Source organism: Enterobacter cloacae complex sp. AR_0002, from assembly GCF_001922365.1.
Lineage (GTDB): Bacteria > Pseudomonadota > Gammaproteobacteria > Enterobacterales > Enterobacteriaceae > Enterobacter > Enterobacter hormaechei_C.
In genome coordinates this window covers 285,778-302,276 of record NZ_CP018814.1, presented here as the reverse complement: position 1 = coordinate 302,276, position 16,499 = coordinate 285,778, and the positions used below count along the sequence as shown (strand labels likewise).

16 protein-coding genes and 1 pseudogene are annotated in these 16,499 nt (G+C 55.3%); 7 read left to right on the top strand and 10 right to left on the bottom strand.

Features of this window, described 5'->3' with window-relative positions; translation table 11 throughout:
• The first annotated feature begins 53 nt into the window (after positions 1–53).
• A complete protein-coding gene (locus AM329_RS01600) occupies positions 54–395 on the top strand; it encodes a FlxA-like family protein (RefSeq protein ID WP_003861333.1) in 342 nt (113 codons plus the stop codon).
• Here the strand turns inward: AM329_RS01600 and AM329_RS01595 are convergent.
• Positions 386–1,326, bottom strand: a pseudogene (locus AM329_RS01595) (LysR family transcriptional regulator). The gene AM329_RS01600 and the pseudogene AM329_RS01595 sit on opposite strands and share 10 nt — an antisense overlap.
• A gap of 89 nt (positions 1,327–1,415) precedes the next feature.
• Between AM329_RS01595 and AM329_RS01590 the strand changes: the two are divergent.
• Positions 1,416–2,411, top strand: coding sequence for a bile acid:sodium symporter family protein (locus tag AM329_RS01590; RefSeq protein ID WP_003861330.1), 996 nt, complete (start codon positions 1,416–1,418; stop codon positions 2,409–2,411).
• On the opposite strand, the gene AM329_RS01585 is transcribed toward AM329_RS01590, so the two are convergent.
• The 3 genes from AM329_RS01585 to zipA form a co-directional block, all read right to left on the bottom strand.
• The gene (locus AM329_RS01585) at positions 2,408–2,623 is read right to left on the bottom strand and encodes a DUF3820 family protein (protein ID WP_003861328.1); all 216 of its coding nucleotides are present in this window, start codon (positions 2,621–2,623) and stop codon (positions 2,408–2,410) included. The two genes, AM329_RS01590 and AM329_RS01585, sit on opposite strands and share 4 nt — an antisense overlap.
• Position 2,624: 1 nt before the next feature.
• On the bottom strand, positions 2,625–4,640 hold the full coding sequence (ligA, locus tag AM329_RS01580) for an NAD-dependent DNA ligase LigA (RefSeq protein ID WP_032609780.1): 2,016 nt from the start codon (positions 4,638–4,640) through the stop codon (positions 2,625–2,627).
• 68 nt (positions 4,641–4,708) lie between these two features.
• The gene (zipA, locus tag AM329_RS01575) at positions 4,709–5,740 is read right to left on the bottom strand and encodes a cell division protein ZipA (RefSeq protein WP_032609784.1); all 1,032 of its coding nucleotides are present in this window, start codon (positions 5,738–5,740) and stop codon (positions 4,709–4,711) included.
• A 229-nt stretch (positions 5,741–5,969) separates the two neighbouring features.
• Between zipA and cysZ the strand changes: the two genes are divergently transcribed.
• The 5 genes from cysZ (at position 5,970) to crr (ending at position 10,764) form a co-directional block, all read left to right on the top strand.
• The gene (gene cysZ / locus AM329_RS01565) at positions 5,970–6,731 is read left to right on the top strand and encodes a sulfate transporter CysZ (RefSeq protein ID WP_032609786.1); all 762 of its coding nucleotides are present in this window, start codon (positions 5,970–5,972) and stop codon (positions 6,729–6,731) included.
• Positions 6,732–6,894: 163 nt separating this feature from the next.
• Complete coding sequence (cysK, locus tag AM329_RS01560) at positions 6,895–7,866, top strand: cysteine synthase A (protein WP_003861321.1); 972 nt, start codon at positions 6,895–6,897, stop codon at positions 7,864–7,866.
• A gap of 317 nt (positions 7,867–8,183) precedes the next feature.
• Positions 8,184–8,441, top strand: coding sequence for a phosphocarrier protein Hpr (ptsH, locus tag AM329_RS01545; RefSeq protein ID WP_000487600.1), 258 nt, complete (start codon positions 8,184–8,186; stop codon positions 8,439–8,441).
• Positions 8,442–8,486: 45 nt separating this feature from the next.
• On the top strand, positions 8,487–10,214 hold the full coding sequence (gene ptsI / locus AM329_RS01540; RefSeq protein WP_023314613.1) for a phosphoenolpyruvate-protein phosphotransferase PtsI: 1,728 nt from the start codon (positions 8,487–8,489) through the stop codon (positions 10,212–10,214).
• Positions 10,215–10,254: 40 nt separating this feature from the next.
• Positions 10,255–10,764 carry a PTS glucose transporter subunit IIA gene (gene crr, locus AM329_RS01535; protein WP_003861316.1) on the top strand — a complete coding sequence of 170 codons (510 nt, stop codon included), beginning with the start codon at positions 10,255–10,257 and terminating at the stop codon, positions 10,762–10,764.
• A 44-nt stretch (positions 10,765–10,808) separates the two neighbouring features.
• Here the strand turns inward: crr and pdxK are convergent, their stop codons facing one another.
• The 6 genes from pdxK to AM329_RS01505 form a co-directional block, all read right to left on the bottom strand.
• Positions 10,809–11,645 carry a pyridoxine/pyridoxal/pyridoxamine kinase gene (gene pdxK, locus AM329_RS01530; RefSeq protein ID WP_003861313.1) on the bottom strand — a complete coding sequence of 279 codons (837 nt, stop codon included), beginning with the start codon at positions 11,643–11,645 and terminating at the stop codon, positions 10,809–10,811.
• A 5-nt stretch (positions 11,646–11,650) separates the two neighbouring features.
• A complete protein-coding gene (gene cysM / locus AM329_RS01525) occupies positions 11,651–12,562 on the bottom strand; it encodes a cysteine synthase CysM (protein ID WP_003861311.1) in 912 nt (303 codons plus the stop codon).
• A gap of 67 nt (positions 12,563–12,629) precedes the next feature.
• On the bottom strand, positions 12,630–13,724 hold the full coding sequence (gene cysA / locus AM329_RS01520; protein WP_032609789.1) for a sulfate/thiosulfate ABC transporter ATP-binding protein CysA: 1,095 nt from the start codon (positions 13,722–13,724) through the stop codon (positions 12,630–12,632).
• Complete coding sequence (cysW, locus tag AM329_RS01515; protein WP_023325019.1) at positions 13,714–14,589, bottom strand: sulfate/thiosulfate ABC transporter permease CysW; 876 nt, start codon at positions 14,587–14,589, stop codon at positions 13,714–13,716. Before cysW ends, cysA begins: the two co-directional genes overlap by 11 nt.
• The gene (cysT, locus tag AM329_RS01510) at positions 14,589–15,422 is read right to left on the bottom strand and encodes a sulfate/thiosulfate ABC transporter permease CysT (RefSeq protein WP_003861303.1); all 834 of its coding nucleotides are present in this window, start codon (positions 15,420–15,422) and stop codon (positions 14,589–14,591) included. The genes cysW and cysT overlap by 1 nt, the downstream gene beginning before the upstream one ends.
• Positions 15,422–16,435 carry a sulfate ABC transporter substrate-binding protein gene (locus tag AM329_RS01505; protein ID WP_032609792.1) on the bottom strand — a complete coding sequence of 338 codons (1,014 nt, stop codon included), beginning with the start codon at positions 16,433–16,435 and terminating at the stop codon, positions 15,422–15,424. Before AM329_RS01505 ends, cysT begins: the two co-directional genes overlap by 1 nt.
• Between the last annotated feature and the right edge of the window lie 64 nt (positions 16,436–16,499).

Here is a 16,499-nt window from a genome sequence, read left to right as displayed (position 1 = left end):
AGCTCACGCCTTCTTTGCCGATACCTCTATTTTATGGCGAAAAGGATCTCAATATGACAACTCTTAAGCCCGTTTCTCTGTCGGCGATGGAAATCGGCAGCGTAGATAACAGCTCCGGCGGAAACGACATTGCTTCTCAAATCACCCGTCTGACCAAACAGATAACGAAAGTCACTCAGCAGCTCAAAGAAGTGGCCATGGGTGATGCCACAGCAGAAGAAAAGCAAAAGCAGCAAGAATTACTCGAATCTCAGCTGGCTATGTTGCAGGCACAGCTGGCGCAATTGCAGCGTCAGCAGGCCGAAGAGGCGATGCCAAAGCAGGAAAAAGGTGAGGCAGTCGCGGAAGGCATCAATAAGCCCTCCGCAGAACATCAGATTAATATCTACGTCTGATTATTGGTTTCGTTAAAAAGCGGATCACGTGTGCGGGCCTCCATCAAACGTTCGGCCTGCATACGCACCACATCCCAGCAGGCATGCGCCGCGCCGGAAAGAGACCTGTTTTTACGGCGTACCAGCATCAGCTGGCGTTCGACACAGGGTACGAAACGCTTCACCGTTAAACGACTCCCTGCGGCAGTGGCAGCGCCAGCGCCGGCAGAACGCTGATGCCAATCCCCGCTTCGACCATGGGGAACAGCGTGGCAGGATGCCCGATCTCCTGCACAATGGTTGCCTTAACACCCTGCGCGGTCAGTGCGGCATCTATCAGCGGGCGGCTGCCTGATGCATAATCCTGTAACACCAGGTTTGCCCCCTGCAAGGCCTGCCAGGCCACCTGCGGCAGCGATGCCAGAGGATCATCATCGCGGCAGAGCAATAAAAAGGGCTCCGAGAGTACCACTTCACATTCCAGGTCGCTTACCGCTCCGGGATCAATAACGATGCCAAAATCCACATCCCCCTGACGGATACTCTCAAGTACCCACTGCTGCGGCCTGTCATGCAAAACAAAATCAATATCCGGATAGCGGTGATTACTTTCAGCGATGCACTGGGGAATAAGATGCGCCGAAATCGTCTGGCTCGCCGCCACTCTCACGGTGCCGGAAAGCTGTTGTCCGAGCCGGCCGACATCCCTGAGCGTACTGTTCAGTTCATCCAGCAGCCTCTCCAGACGCATTGCCAGCTGCTGTCCCGCTTCGGTGAGCACCACTTCTCGCGTCGTGCGGTCGAGCAGCTTCACGCCCGTTTGCGTTTCAAGCTCCTTAACGCTATGGCTCACCGCCGACTGGCTGAGGCCAATGATCTCCCCTGCCCGGCTAAAGCTGCGGGCCTGCGCGACGGTGACGAAAACGCGAAGCTGACGTAACGAATAATTCATCTGTTTAATTCATGAATGGATGCAATAAATCAATTTTATTTCTCAAAGGGAAGAAAGCACAATAGCGGCATCTGTTTTCAGGAGTGATTATGAAACTTTTTCGTATCCTTGATCCGTTTACGCTGACCCTGATTGGTGTCGTCTTGCTGGCCTCGTTCTTCCCGGCGCGGGGCAGTTTCGTTCCGGTTATTGAAGGACTGACCACGGCAGCCATTGCCCTGCTGTTCTTTATGCATGGCGCCAAACTCTCCCGGGAAGCTATTATTGCAGGCGGTAGCCACTGGCGACTGCATCTGTGGGTAATGTGCAGCACTTTTATCCTCTTCCCGGTTCTGGGCGTGCTGTTCGCCTGGTGGGCGCCGGTGAATGTCGATCCGGCGCTGTATACCGGTTTCCTTTATCTGTGCATTTTGCCGGCCACCGTGCAGTCTGCAATTGCCTTTACCTCGCTGGCGGGCGGTAACGTCGCGGCGGCGGTTTGTTCTGCTTCCGCTTCCAGCCTGCTCGGGATCTTTGTTTCACCGCTGCTGGTCGGTCTGCTGATGAACATGCACGGGGCGGAAGGCAATCTGGAGCAGGTGGGTAAAATTTGTCTGCAACTGCTGCTGCCGTTTGTGCTCGGACACTTATCCCGTCCCTGGATTGGGGAGTTTGTGGCGAAACATAAAAAATGGATCGGGAAAACGGACCAAAGCTCCATTCTGCTGGTGGTTTACACGGCCTTCAGCGAAGCCGTGGTGAACGGCATCTGGCACAGGGTGGGTGCTGGATCGCTGCTGTTTATTGTGGTGGTAAGCATCGTTCTGCTGGCCATTGTCATCGCGGTTAACGTCTTTGTGGCCCGCAAATGCGGCTTCAACAAGGCCGATGAAATCACCATTGTATTTTGCGGATCGAAAAAGAGCCTCGCCAACGGGATCCCGATGGCCAATATCCTGTTCCCGACGTCCGTCATTGGGATGATGGTGTTGCCGCTGATGATTTTCCATCAGATCCAGCTGATGGTGTGTGCGGTACTGGCGCGGCGTTACAAGGCGCAGACTGAAAAGCTGGCGCAGGAAGAGACCCACGCCGCGAAAGTTTAAGGACGTTTCAGGGGCTGAACCAGCTGGGTCAGCCCCTCTGTTTTGATCAGTAACGTGATAGCCATCAGCTCGCCCAGACGCCCGGCGGGGAACTCATCCTTACGGGCAAACCACAGCAGATACTCTTCCGGTAAATCAATCAGCCTGCGACCCTTATATTTACCGAACGGCATCTCCGTATTGGCGATCTCAACGAGCTGCTCTTTTTCCACGTCACTCTCCTAACAGGCGCATCATTTCCGCTTCGTCGATTACCTCGATGCCAAGCTCCTGCGCTTTTGCCAGCTTCGAACCGGCCGCTTCCCCGGCAATCACCAGGTCGGTTTTCTTTGACACGCTGCCCGCCACTTTTGCCCCCAGCGCCACCAGGCGCGCTTTCGCATCATCGCGCGAGAGCTGGCTCAGGCTGCCGGTCAGCACCACCGTTTTACCGGCAAACGGGCTGTCGATCTCTTCGGCATTAACCACTACCGGTGCGGGCCAGTGAATACCCTGTTCCAGTAATTTACCGATCACTTCACGGTTGCTCTCTTCGGCGAAGAAGTTGAAGACGTGGGTGGCGACCACAATGCCGACATCAGGAACTTTCTGTAGCTCGTCGATGGTGGCTTTCTCCAGCGCGTCCAGCGTGCCGAAATACGCCGCCAGCCCTGCCGCCGTCGCCTCTCCGACTTCACGAATGCCGAGCGCGTAAAGGAAACGGGCAAAGGTGGTGTTTTTGGCCGCCTCGAGCGCGTTAACAATGTTCTGGGCAGATTTCGGTCCCATACGCTCAAGACCGGTCAGCTTACCTGCCGTCAGGGTAAAGAGGTCCGCAGGCGTATGGACGTACTCTTTCTCAACTAACTGGTCGATAATCTTGTCACCCATTCCGTCCACATCCATCGCCCGGCGGGAGACGAAGTGCTTCAGGGACTCTTTACGCTGCGCGCCGCAGATTAACCCGCCCGTACAGCGCGTTACCGCTTCACCTTCCACGCGCTCAACGTCAGAACCACATACCGGACAGTGGGCTGGAAACTCGATGGCACGGGTATCGGCAGGACGTTCAGACTCCACAACGTTAACCACCTGTGGGATCACATCACCCGCGCGGCGAATCACCACTTTGTCACCAATTCGCAGCCCCAGACGCGCAATTTCATCGGCGTTATGCAGCGTGGCGTTACTTACCAGCACGCCAGCCACCTGCACAGGCTCCAGACGCGCCACAGGCGTAATGGCCCCCGTACGTCCGACCTGAAACTCCACGTCGCGAACGAAGGTCATCTGCTCTTGCGCCGGAAACTTAAAGGCCACCGCCCAGCGTGGCGCACGGGCCACAAATCCCAACTGTTCCTGCAACGCCAGCGAATTAACCTTGATCACCACGCCGTCAATATCAAACCCGAGCGTGGGACGAGCTTCTTCAACCTTGTGATAGAACGCCAGCACCGCCTCCGGAGAGTCGCAGAGCTGCACGCGGTTGCTTACCGGTAATCCCCACTCTTTGAACTGCATTAAACGACCCAGGTGGGTATCTGGCAGGTCACCGCCTTCCAGGATCCCGACGCCGTAGCAGAAGAAAGTAAGCGGTCGCTTCGCGGTGATACGCGGATCGAGCTGACGCAGCGAACCTGCCGCCGCGTTACGCGGGTTAGCAAACACTTTCCCGCCGGTACGACGCGCTTCTTCGTTGATCTTCTCGAAGCCCGCCTGCGGAAGGAACACTTCCCCGCGCACTTCCAGCCGGGCGGGAATGTTATCGCCACGCAGTTTCAGCGGGATCGCACGAATAGTGCGCACATTGGTGGTGATGTCTTCCCCGGTAGTGCCGTCGCCGCGCGTTGCGGCACGCACCATCACGCCGTTCTCATAAAGAATACTGACGGCCAGACCATCCAGCTTTAGCTCGCAGCACCAGCTCAGATTGTCGACGCTCTTCAGGCGATCCTGCACGCGCTTGTTGAAAGCCAGAAAACTCTCTTCATCAAACACGTTATCCAGCGACAGCATCGGCACTTCGTGGCGCACCTGGCTGAAAGCGCCCAGTGGTTCCGCACCGACGCGCTGCGTTGGAGAATCGGGCGTAATCAGTTCGGGGTGCTGCGCTTCCAGCTCGCGCAGTTCACGCATCAGGCGGTCATACTCCGCATCCGGCACTTCCGGTGCGTCCATAACATGATAGAGATATTCATGATGGCGAAGCGTGGTTCGCAGTTCAGTAAGTTGTTGTTCGATTGAGTCCATATCGCACCATCAATGAGAAAAACCCCCGACAGGCGGGGGTTGAGGAGGAGTTGAAGTTAACGCGACGATTACGCGTTCGCTTCCTTAACTTCGCGGATGCGGTCCTGATACTCTCGCAGTTTCTGCGGCGTCATCATTCGACGCTGATCGTCGAGCACCACACCGCCCACTTCGTCGGCGATGTGCTGAGCGGACTGTAGCATCAGCTTAAAGTTTTGCAGCTCGTCACCGTAGGACGGCACCTGCATAAAGATCGTAACGCCTGGTGTGACGAAATCACCGGTCATTTCCGGGTCAAACGTGCCTGGATTGACCATATTGGCCAGGCTGAACAGCGCCGGACCGCTGCCGTCAGGACTCAGGTGGCGATGGAAAATATTCATGTCGCCGAACTTGAAGCCTGCCTGTTGGATGCTGTTAAGCAGCACATCACCGTTCAGATGGGTGCCATGATGAGCAGCCACGTTCATAATGATCACCGCTTCTTTACGCTGCGGCTTTTCAACAACCGGTTCTGGCTCTGCAACCGGCTCTGGCTCAGCGCGCGGGGCGGGCTGTGGCGCAGGCGGTTCAGGCTGCGGCTGCGGTTGTTGTACCGGCTGCGGCTGCTGAACAGGCTGTGGCTGATGCACTGGCTGCGGCTGCTGAACAGGCTGTGGCTGATGCACTGGCTGTGCAGGCTGTTGGACAGGTTGCGGCTGTACAGGCTGTGGCGCAACGGGCTGCTGTTGCACAGGCTGGTGCGGCGGATGACGAACAGGTTCTTCCACTGGCGGCGGCGCTGGCTGGCGCGGCTGGGCAGAGGCATACGGTGGTTGATACTGGTGCTGCGGAGCGCGGGGGGCTTCATGCTCTCCATGCGCTGCGCCGGGCGCAGTATTGACCCGATGAACACGAACTTCACCCACGCCGTCGTCGTCAAGACCGTCGATGTCGTCTTCAACGTCATCGTCGTCACGACTGGACTTCATGCGCTTCAGTGGACGATCGCGAAACATAGAGGAACGCTCTTTACGGCTGGTCCAGAAACCATGTACCAGTAAAGCGATTATGGCGATCGCGCCAACAATGATTAATATCAGACGCAAATCCTGCATCATTATATTCTCTGTTGTTCTAACACCTTGCCACCACGGCAAACATTTACTCACTAAGAGTATTTGCCGTTTACGTCAAGTGCAAGTGTATGCAGAGCATTCACAGCATAAAGATGAACTAAATCGTGCTTTTTGCTGGTTTTTCGAACATTTCCGAACTGGTCATTGGCCCGTAACTGGATAATATAGGCGGGCAATTCCACTGGTTGTGTAAAAAGGAGTACAGCCTGGTATGGTTTCAACATCTTCTTCTGCCCCACGCAGCGGGGTCTGGTACTTTTCTCAGGGCTGGAAACTGGTCTCCCTGCCGGGCATTCGACGCTTCGTTATTTTGCCGTTACTGATCAACATTATTCTGATGGGCGGGGCCTTCTGGTGGCTGTTCACCAGACTGGAAACGTGGATCCCTTCCCTGATGAGCTATGTGCCGGACTGGTTACAGTGGCTAGACTACCTGCTCTGGCCGATTGCGGTTATCTCCGTGCTGCTGGTTTTCGGCTATTTATTTTCGACGATAGCAAACTGGATAGCCGCGCCGTTCAACGGTCTGCTGGCCGAACAGCTTGAAGCGCGCCTGACCGGTGCGACGCCACCTGACACGGGCGTATTGGGGCTCGTGAAAGATCTCCCCCGCATCATGAAGCGTGAATGGCAGAAGTTCGCCTGGTACCTGCCGCGGGCGATTGTGCTGCTTATCCTTTATTTTGTACCCGGGATTGGCCAGACGGTCGCGCCCGTGCTGTGGTTCCTGTTCAGCGCCTGGATGCTCGCTATCCAGTACTGTGATTATCCGTTCGATAACCACAAAGTGCCGTTTAAAGAGATGCGCACTGCCCTGCGCACTCAGAAGGTTGCCAATATGCAGTTTGGCGCGCTGACCAGCCTGTTCACCATGATCCCTTTCCTGAATTTGTTCATCATGCCCGTTGCCGTATGCGGCGCGACGGCGATGTGGGTGGACTGCTACCGCGCTAAGCACGCGTTATGGAAGTAATGCAAAAATGTGTAAAAGAGGGGTGGCTTATGCCGCCCCTTATTCCATACTGATCCCCATTATTTCCTTGCAGCATATAGATATGCGATTTCCTTACTTCCCCATACCTGTTCAACAGGTATGCTGGGTCGGTATCCCAATTTCATACAGTTAAGGACAGGCCATGAGTAAGATTTATGAAGACAACTCGCTGACTATCGGTCATACGCCCCTGGTTCGACTGAACCGTATCGGTAATGGACGCATTCTGGCGAAGGTCGAATCTCGTAACCCAAGCTTCAGCGTTAAATGCCGTATCGGTGCGAATATGATTTGGGATGCTGAAAAGCGTGGCGTGCTGAAACCTGGCGTTGAGCTGGTTGAACCCACCAGCGGCAATACGGGTATCGCTCTGGCCTATGTTGCGGCGGCGCGTGGCTATAAGCTGACGCTGACTATGCCTGAAACCATGAGCATTGAGCGTCGTAAGCTGCTGAAAGCGCTGGGTGCGAACCTGGTCCTGACCGAAGGCGCGAAAGGCATGAAGGGCGCGATTCAGAAGGCCGAAGAAATCGTCGCCAGCGATCCTGCAAAATATCTGCTGCTCCAGCAGTTCAGCAACCCGGCCAACCCGGAAATTCATGAGAAAACCACCGGCCCGGAAATCTGGGAAGATACCGACGGTCAGGTTGATGTGTTTATCTCCGGCGTAGGCACCGGCGGTACGCTGACCGGGGTGTCTCGCTATATTAAAGGCACGAAAGGTAAAAAAGATCTGATTACCGTTGCCGTTGAGCCAACCGACTCGCCGGTTATCGCTCAGGCGCTGGCAGGCGAAGAGATCAAACCAGGTCCGCACAAAATCCAGGGTATCGGGGCTGGCTTTATTCCAGGCAACCTCGATCTGAAGCTGATCGATAAAGTGGTCGCCATCACCAATGAAGAAGCCATCTCTACGGCGCGTCGCCTGATGGACGAGGAAGGCATTCTGGCGGGTATCTCTTCCGGTGCGGCGGTTGCGGCAGCGCTCAAACTGCTGGAAGACGAAATCTTTACCAATAAGAACATTGTGGTTATCCTACCGTCTTCGGGTGAGCGTTACTTAAGCACAGCACTGTTTGCCGATCTCTTCACAGAGAAAGAACTGCAACAGTGATGCCAGCATGTTAAAAACGCGTAAAAAAGCACCTTTTCAGGTGCTTTTTTGTGGCCTGCTTCAAAGTTTTACCCCTCCTGGCATTGCTTCACCCCGTTGGGTCTGGTATTTAAACCAGCAATTATTTTGATGCGCGAAATTAATCGGTGAACGAAATAGCGCTGCTGAATCGATTTTATGATTTGGTTCAAGTCTTGCTTTCACTGCATAATGTTTAATGACGATTGAAACGTCAGCGCTAACTATACAGGCTAAAGTTAAGTCGCCAGGCTAGACTTTAGTTCCACAACACTAAACCTATAAGTTGGGGAAATACAATGTTCCAGCAAGAAGTTACCATTACCGCTCCGAACGGTCTGCACACCCGCCCTGCTGCTCAGTTTGTTAAAGAAGCGAAAGGCTTCACTTCTGAAATCACTGTGACTTCCAACGGCAAAAGCGCTAGCGCAAAAAGCCTGTTCAAGCTGCAAACTCTGGGCCTGACTCAGGGTACCGTTGTTACCATCTCCGCTGAAGGTGAAGACGAGCAGAAAGCAGTTGAGCATCTGGTTAAGCTGATGGCTGAACTCGAGTAAGTTTACCGGGTTCTTTTCAATATCAGTCACAAGTAAGGTAGGGTTATGATTTCAGGCATTTTAGCATCCCCGGGTATCGCTTTCGGCAAAGCATTGCTGCTGAAAGAAGACGAAATCGTCATTGACCGGAAAAAAATTTCTGCCGACAAGGTTGATCAGGAAGTTGAACGTTTTCTGAGCGGTCGTGCCAAGGCATCTGCGCAACTGGAAGCGATTAAAACTAAAGCTGGCGAAACTTTCGGTGAAGAAAAAGAAGCCATCTTCGAAGGGCACATTATGCTGCTCGAAGATGAGGAGCTGGAGCAGGAAATCATAGCCCTGATTAAAGATAAAGGCATGACGGCCGACGCGGCTGCGCATGAAGTTATCGAAGGTCAGGCATCTGCCCTGGAAGAGCTGGACGATGAATACCTGAAAGAGCGTGCGGCTGACGTACGTGACATCGGTAAGCGCCTGCTGCGCAATATCCTGGGTCTGGCCATCATCGATCTGAGCGCGATTCAGGACGAAGTTATCCTGGTTGCCGCTGACCTGACCCCGTCTGAAACCGCACAGCTGAACCTGAACAAGGTGCTGGGTTTCATTACTGACGCAGGTGGACGTACCTCCCACACCTCAATCATGGCGCGTTCTCTGGAGCTGCCAGCCATCGTGGGTACCGGTAGCGTTACCTCTCAGGTTAAAAACGACGACTATCTGATTCTGGATGCCGTAAACAACGTGGTTTACGTCAACCCAACTAACGATGTGATCGAGCAACTGCGCGCCGTTCAGGAGCAGGTTGCTACCGAGAAAGCGGAACTCGCTAAACTGAAAGATCTGCCAGCCATCACGCTGGACGGCCATCAGGTTGAAGTGTGCGCTAACATCGGTACCGTACGTGACGTTGACGGCGCTGAGCGCAACGGCGCGGAAGGTGTGGGTCTGTATCGTACTGAATTCCTGTTCATGGATCGCGACGCTCTGCCAACGGAAGAAGAGCAGTTTGCAGCGTACAAAGCGGTTGCGGAAGCGTGCGGCTCGCAGGCGGTTATCGTCCGTACCATGGACATCGGTGGCGACAAAGAGCTGCCGTACATGAACTTCCCGAAAGAAGAGAACCCGTTCCTGGGCTGGCGTGCCGTGCGTATCGCCATGGATCGCAAAGAGATCCTGCGTGACCAGGTTCGCGCTATTCTGCGTGCCTCCGCTTTCGGTAAACTGCGCATCATGTTCCCGATGATCATCTCTGTTGAAGAAGTGCGTGCACTGAAGAAAGAGATCGAAATCTACAAACAGGAACTGCGCGACGAAGGTAAAGCATTTGACGAATCCATTGAGATCGGCGTGATGGTGGAAACACCGGCAGCCGCGACCATTGCGCGTCATTTAGCCAAAGAAGTTGATTTCTTTAGTATCGGTACCAATGATTTAACGCAGTACACCCTGGCAGTTGACCGTGGTAATGATATGATTTCACATCTCTACCAGCCAATGTCACCGTCCGTACTGAATTTGATCAAGCAAGTTATTGATGCTTCTCATGCAGAAGGTAAATGGACTGGCATGTGTGGTGAGCTTGCAGGCGACGAACGTGCTACACTTCTGTTGCTGGGTATGGGTCTGGACGAATTCTCTATGAGCGCCATTTCCATCCCGCGCATTAAGAAGATTATCCGTAACACGAACTTCGAAGATGCGAAGGTGTTAGCAGAGCAGGCTCTTGCTCAACCGACAACGGACGAGTTAATGACGCTGGTTAACAAGTTCATTGAAGAAAAAACAATCTGCTAATCCACGAGATGCGGCCCAATTTACTGCTTAGGAGAAGATCATGGGTTTGTTCGATAAACTGAAATCTCTGGTTTCTGATGACAAGAAAGACTCCGGAACTATTGAGATTGTTGCTCCGCTCTCCGGCGAGATCGTCAACATCGAAGACGTGCCGGATGTAGTGTTTGCTGAGAAAATCGTTGGTGATGGCATTGCTATCAAACCAACTGGCAACAAAATGGTTGCTCCAGTTGACGGCACCATCGGTAAAATTTTTGAAACCAACCATGCGTTCTCTATCGAATCCGATAGCGGTATCGAACTGTTCGTTCACTTCGGTATCGACACCGTTGAACTGAAAGGCGAAGGCTTCAAACGTATCGCGGAAGAAGGCCAGCGTGTTAAAGTTGGCGACCCGGTAATTGAATTCGATCTGCCACTGCTGGAAGAAAAAGCCAAGTCTACCCTGACGCCGGTTGTTATCTCCAACATGGACGAAATTAAAGAACTGATCAAACTGTCTGGCAGCGTTACCGTGGGTGAAACCCCGGTTATCCGCATCAAGAAGTAATTCTTGCCGCACGGTAAAATGGCGCCTTCGGGCGCCATTTTTGTTTATGCAGGCAGGATAAGCTCGTCATAGCCTTTCGACTGCGTATAGATCATCACGTCAGTCACCCTGTCGCCCGCCATGCGAATGGCGTCGGCTACGGTTTTACCCCCGACGATACCGCTCACCAGCTCCGAACAGAACAGATCCCCCGTCCCTTTCAGATCCGTCTCTACGCGCGGGTGCGCGCTAACGGTAACACCTTCTTCGCTCACCAGCACGACGTGGATATTCTGCGGATCGTCAGCCACTGGCGCACTAGTGATAGCCACCCATTTCAGCGAGTTGGACAGCAGCCCCTGCGCGGCGGCAATGGCGCTCTCCGGCGTACGGCACGGTTTGCCGCTCAGCACTTCCAGTTCATACACGTTGGGCGTAATGCCCTGGGCCAGCGGGAGCAGATGCTCACGGTAAGCTTCAGGAATATCCGGCTTCACGTACATCCCGCTGTCGATATCCCCGATTACCGGGTCAACCAGCACCAGCAGATCGGGATGTTGCACTTTGATCGCCTTCAGCCACTGCGCCAGCAGCACGATCTGGCTGGCACTGCCCATATACCCGGTTGTCACCGCTTTTAACTCGCGTAAAATCTCACGCTCTTCCAGCGCCTTCAGGTAGCCGCTGAACCACTCGTCCGGGATCACCCCGCCGTAGAAGGTGTCGTAGTGTGGCGTATTGCTGAACAGCACCGTCGGCACGGCGGTAACGTTCAGCCGGTGGGTGCGAATATTCGGCACCGCGATGCTGTTTCCCACGCTGCCGTACACCACCTGCGACTGTACGGCGACAATATCGGTTTGCTGCGCCCGGGTGTTATCCCGGAATAAAATCATCTCCATGACGCTTAAATCCCCGCCCCCTGCGAATAACTCTCTTCACCAAAGACGCCGGTAGACAGGTAACGGTCGCCGCGATCGCAAATAATCGCTACGACCACCGCTCCCGGCGTGGACTCAGCCACCCGGATCGCGCCCGCTACGGCACCGCCAGAGCTGACGCCGCAGAAGATGCCTTCACGTACGGCCAGCTCACGCATGGTATTTTCCGCCTCGCGCTGATGAATATCCAGCACCTGGTCCACAAGCTGCGCATTAAAGATGCCCGGCATATACTCCGCCGGCCAGCGGCGGATGCCCGGAATACTGCTCCCCTCTTCCGGTTGCAGGCCGACAATCGTCACTGGCTTATCCTGTTCACGCAGAAAGCGTGACACACCGGTGATCGTGCCCGTGGTCCCCATGCTGGATACAAAGTGGGTGATGCGCCCGGCGGTTTGCTGCCAGATTTCCGGGCCGGTGGTGGTGTAGTGCGCGTACGGGTTGTCCGGGTTGTTGAACTGGTCGAGCAGCTTGCCTTCCCCGCGCTCCGCCATCGCTAACGCTAAATCTCGCGCCCCTTCCATCCCCTGCTCTTTGCTCACCAGAATCAGCTCGGCCCCGTAGGCACGCATGGCGGCACGGCGCTCCTGGCTCATGTTATCCGGCATCAGCAGCTTCATACGATAGCCTTTCAGGGCGGCTATCATCGCCAGTGCGATACCGGTGTTACCACTGGTGGCTTCGATCAGCACATCGCCGGGCTTTATCTCGCCGCGCTTTTCGGCCTGAACAATCATCGACAGCGCCGCCCGGTCTTTCACCGACCCCGCCGGGTTATTGCCTTCAAGTTTGACCCAGATTTCGCTGCCGTTGTCACACCCCATGCGCTGAAGTTTGACCAGAGGGGTGTTGCCGATGGTGTGTTCGAGTGTATTCACGATTTTTACTCAATAAAAAGCCCGGTAAGCATCACGCCACCGGGCGAAAAACATACTCAATAACCTATCAGGCTGACTCCGCCAGAGCAATATCCTCGCGCGTCTCGATGCGCTCGTTGCCGTGATAAATGCGTGCGTGTTGCAGCCCCACAAACAGGCGCTCCCCCCGGTGTGGAGGCACGTCGTCACGCATAACCACGGTCAGCGGCTCGGTGTACCAGCCCAGGGGCTGTACCACCAATTGGGTGTAGTGGCCTTTAGGGCTAGCTTCCAGCACCTGCACCGGAAGCGGTGAATCCAGGCTGGTACGGCGGCTGACGTCCACTTCCCACGGACGCAGGAACAGATCCACCGGCCCCTGATGCGCGGAGGTATACCCCAGCGGCCAGCGGTGCGCGCCAACGTGGAACTGACCGCCGCGAATGGTGCCCTGAAGGCGGTTTACTTCTCCCATAAACTCCAGCACAAAGCGGGTCGCCGGTTCACGCCAGAGCTGCTCTGGCTCGTCAACCTGCTCAATGTTGCCCTGACTCATTACCACCACGCGGTCGGCCACTTCCATCGCCTCTTCCTGATCGTGGGTCACGAAAACGCTAGTGAACTGGAGTTCCTCATGCAGCTGACGCAGCCAACGGCGCAGCTCTTTACGCACCTGCGCATCCAGCGCGCCAAACGGTTCGTCCAGTAGCAGGATTTGCGGTTCAACGGCTAACACACGCGCCAGCGCCACGCGCTGCTTCTGCCCGCCGGAAAGCTGAGCCGGGAAGCGGTCCGCCAGATGTGCAAGCTGCACCATCTCCAGCAGTTTGGTCACTTTCGCTTTGATGGCGGCGGCATCTGGACGTTCACGACGCGGCAGCACGGTCAGGCCAAACGCAATGTTGTCAAATACCGTCATGTGGCGGAACAGCGCGTAATGCTGGAATACAAAGCCCACTTTACGGTCGCGGGCATGCAGGCGGCTCACGTCCGTACCGTGGAAGCGGATATGTCCGCTGGTCTGGTGCTCAAGCCCGGCGATAATACGCAGCAGCGTGGTTTTACCGGAGCCAGACGGCCCCAGCAGCGCCACCATTTGTCCGGAAGGGACATCCAGCGAGATATCATTCAGCACCTGGGTGCGACCAAAAGACTTCTTAATATTGGCAATCTCAATGCTCATGATTTCCCTCCTGATGCTGACGTTTTTCCTGATTCTCTAAACGCCACTGCACCACACTCTTCAAAAACAGGGTCAAAATGGCCATCAGCGTCAGCAACGCTGCGGCAGTAAAGGAACCGACAGTGTTGTAGTCCTGTTCCAGTAATTCAATCTGTAACGGCAGCGACAGGGTTTCGCCGCGAATCGAGCCAGATACTACCGACACCGCGCCAAACTCACCGATCGCACGGGCGTTGGTCAGCACCACGCCGTAAAGCAGTGCCCAGCGGATATTCGGCAGCGTGACGCGGCGGAACATCTGCCAGCCGGAAGCGCCGAGCAGCACCGCGGCTTCATCTTCATGGCTGCCCTGGCTGAGCATCACTGGCACCAGCTCGCGCACCACGAACGGACAGGTGACAAAGACGGTCACCAGCACCATCCCCGGCCAGGCGAACATGATTTGCAGGTCGTGTTCATCCAGCCAGCCGCCCAGCGGGCCATTGGAGCCGTAGAAGAGCAGATAAACCAGACCCGCCACCACAGGAGACACCGCAAACGGGATATCCAGCAGGGTCAGCAGCAGCTGACGCCCCGGGAAGTTAAAGCGCGTTACCAGCCAGGCCAGCAATACGCCAAACAAAAGATTCACCGGGACAGTGATCAGGGCAATCATCACCGTCAGCCAGATGGCGTGGAGCATGTCCGGATCGGCCAGATTTTGCAGCGCGGGCATAATCCCTTTGCTGAAGGCCTGTACGAAGATGTACACCATCGGCACGACGAGAATGAATGCGGAGACCAGCACGCCGGTACCAATCAGAAACCATTTGCCCCAGTTGATGCGGGGCGCGTCATAGCGCTTCAATTGCGTAACTTCCGCCATCAGTGACCTACCACACGTCGACCAAAGCGACTTTGCAGAGTGTTAATCGAAAACAGTAGCAGCAGCGACGCGGCAAGGATCACCGAGGCAATCGCGCTCGCGGCCGGATAATCAAACTCCTGCAAACGGACAAAAATCATCAGCGAGGTCACTTCGGTTTTCCACGCGATGTTCCCGGCGATAAAAATGACCGCGCCAAATTCACCGAGGCTGCGGGTAAAGGAGAGCGCCACCCCCGCCAGCAAGGCCGGAGAAAGTTCCGGCAGAACAACCTTACGGAAACTCTGCCAGCGCGTGGCGCCCAGGGTTTCCGCGGCCTCTTCGTATTCGGGTCCTAACTCTTCCAGCACCGGCTGCACGGTACGCACCACAAACGGGATGCTGGTAAAGGCCATCGCCACCGCGATACCGAGCCAGGTATAGGTCACTTTGATATCAAACTTCGCCAGCCACTCACCGTAAAAGCCGTTCACGGAAAACAGCGACGCCAGCGTCAAACCGGCCACTGCCGTCGGCAGGGCAAAGGGCAGATCCATCAACGCGTCGAGGAGCGTGCGGCCCGGGAAGCGATAGCGGGTTAAGATCCACGCCATCAGCAGGCCAAACACGCCGTTAAAAATCGAGGCCACGAACGCAGACAGCAGCGTGACCTTATAGGCCGCCACCACCTGAGGGTTGGTGACCACTTCCCAGTACTGGGACCAGCTCATCTCAGCGAGCTGCATCACCAGAGCGCTGAGCGGTAACAATAAAATCAGACAGACGAACAGCAGGCTGGTCCCGAGGCTTAAGGTAAAACCCGGCAGCACACGTCTTGTTGATCCTGCAAACATTACTTACGCCCCGCCGCCAGCAATTTGTCTAACTCACCGCCGCTGGCAAAATGCGTTTTCATCACCTCAGGCCAGGCGCCGAAATGATCTTCCACGCGGAACAGCTCGGTCTGCGGGAATTTGTCTTTCAGCTTGCTCATCACGTCCGGGTTGTTGACACGGTAGTAGTAGTCGGTGATAACGGTCTGCGCCTGCGGGCTGTACAGATAGTTCAGGTAGGCTTTCGCCGCCTTTTCTGTGCCGTTAGCCTTAACGTTTTTATCCACCCACGCCACCGGGAACTCGGCCAGAATGTTGGTTTTCGGGATAACCACTTCGAAGCCCTGCGCTTCGTACTGTTTACGAATATTGTTCACCTCGGATTCAAAGCTGATCAGCACGTCGCCCAGCCCGCGTTCGGCGAAGGTAGTGGTTGCGCCACGACCGCCGGTATCAAACACCTCGACGTTTTTCAGGAACTGGGTCATAAACTGTTCGGTTTTCGCTTTATCGTTACCGTCAGCTTTGTCCGCCGCGCCCCACGCCGCCAGATAGGTGTAACGTGCGTTGCCGGAGGTTTTCGGATTCGGGAAGATCAGCTTTACGTCTGAACGCACCAGGTCGTTCCAGTCGTGGATGTTCTTCGGGTTGCCCTTGCGCACCAGGAAGCCCATGGTGGAGTAAAATGGCGAACTGTTGTTCGGCAGGCGGCTTTGCCAGTTCGCCGGGATCAGTTTGCCTTTGTCGTGCAGGATCTGCACGTCCGTGACCTGGTTGTAGGTCACCACGTCCGCTTTCAGCCCCTGCAAAATGGCCAGCGCCTGCTTGGATGAGCCAGCGTGCGACTGTTTGATGGTCAGCTTGTCGCCGTTGTTCTCTTTCGCCCACTGCTGTTCAAATGCGGGATTAAGGGCGGCAAACAGCTCGCGCGAAACATCATAAGAACTGTTCAGCAACTCGGTTGCCTGCGCCTGCGCCACCAGCAGTAAACCTGCCAGTGCCAGCGATCCTTTTTTCAGTACAGTAACGGCCATTGCGCACCCTTATAAATGTGATGACTATCTTATAGTCATAATATTTATAACGGAGTCTAAAGGA

Excerpts from the sequence above, each read along its gene's own strand:
- AM329_RS01600 (WP_003861333.1), top strand. The coding sequence starts at position 54 with ATGACAACTCTTAAGCCCGTTTCTCTGTCGGCGATGGAAATCGGCAGC.
- AM329_RS01590 (WP_003861330.1), top strand. The coding sequence starts at position 1,416 with ATGAAACTTTTTCGTATCCTTGATCCGTTTACGCTGACCCTGATTGGT.
- ligA (WP_032609780.1), bottom strand. The coding sequence starts at position 4,640 with ATGGACTCAATCGAACAACAACTTACTGAACTGCGAACCACGCTTCGC.
- zipA (WP_032609784.1), bottom strand. The coding sequence starts at position 5,740 with ATGATGCAGGATTTGCGTCTGATATTAATCATTGTTGGCGCGATCGCC.
- cysZ (WP_032609786.1), top strand. The coding sequence starts at position 5,970 with ATGGTTTCAACATCTTCTTCTGCCCCACGCAGCGGGGTCTGGTACTTT.
- cysK (WP_003861321.1), top strand. The coding sequence starts at position 6,895 with ATGAGTAAGATTTATGAAGACAACTCGCTGACTATCGGTCATACGCCC.
- ptsH (WP_000487600.1), top strand. The coding sequence starts at position 8,184 with ATGTTCCAGCAAGAAGTTACCATTACCGCTCCGAACGGTCTGCACACC.
- ptsI (WP_023314613.1), top strand. The coding sequence starts at position 8,487 with ATGATTTCAGGCATTTTAGCATCCCCGGGTATCGCTTTCGGCAAAGCA.
- crr (WP_003861316.1), top strand. The coding sequence starts at position 10,255 with ATGGGTTTGTTCGATAAACTGAAATCTCTGGTTTCTGATGACAAGAAA.
- pdxK (WP_003861313.1), bottom strand. The coding sequence starts at position 11,645 with ATGGAGATGATTTTATTCCGGGATAACACCCGGGCGCAGCAAACCGAT.
- cysA (WP_032609789.1), bottom strand. The coding sequence starts at position 13,724 with ATGAGCATTGAGATTGCCAATATTAAGAAGTCTTTTGGTCGCACCCAG.
- cysW (WP_023325019.1), bottom strand. The coding sequence starts at position 14,589 with ATGGCGGAAGTTACGCAATTGAAGCGCTATGACGCGCCCCGCATCAAC.
- cysT (WP_003861303.1), bottom strand. The coding sequence starts at position 15,422 with ATGTTTGCAGGATCAACAAGACGTGTGCTGCCGGGTTTTACCTTAAGC.
- AM329_RS01505 (WP_032609792.1), bottom strand. The coding sequence starts at position 16,435 with ATGGCCGTTACTGTACTGAAAAAAGGATCGCTGGCACTGGCAGGTTTA.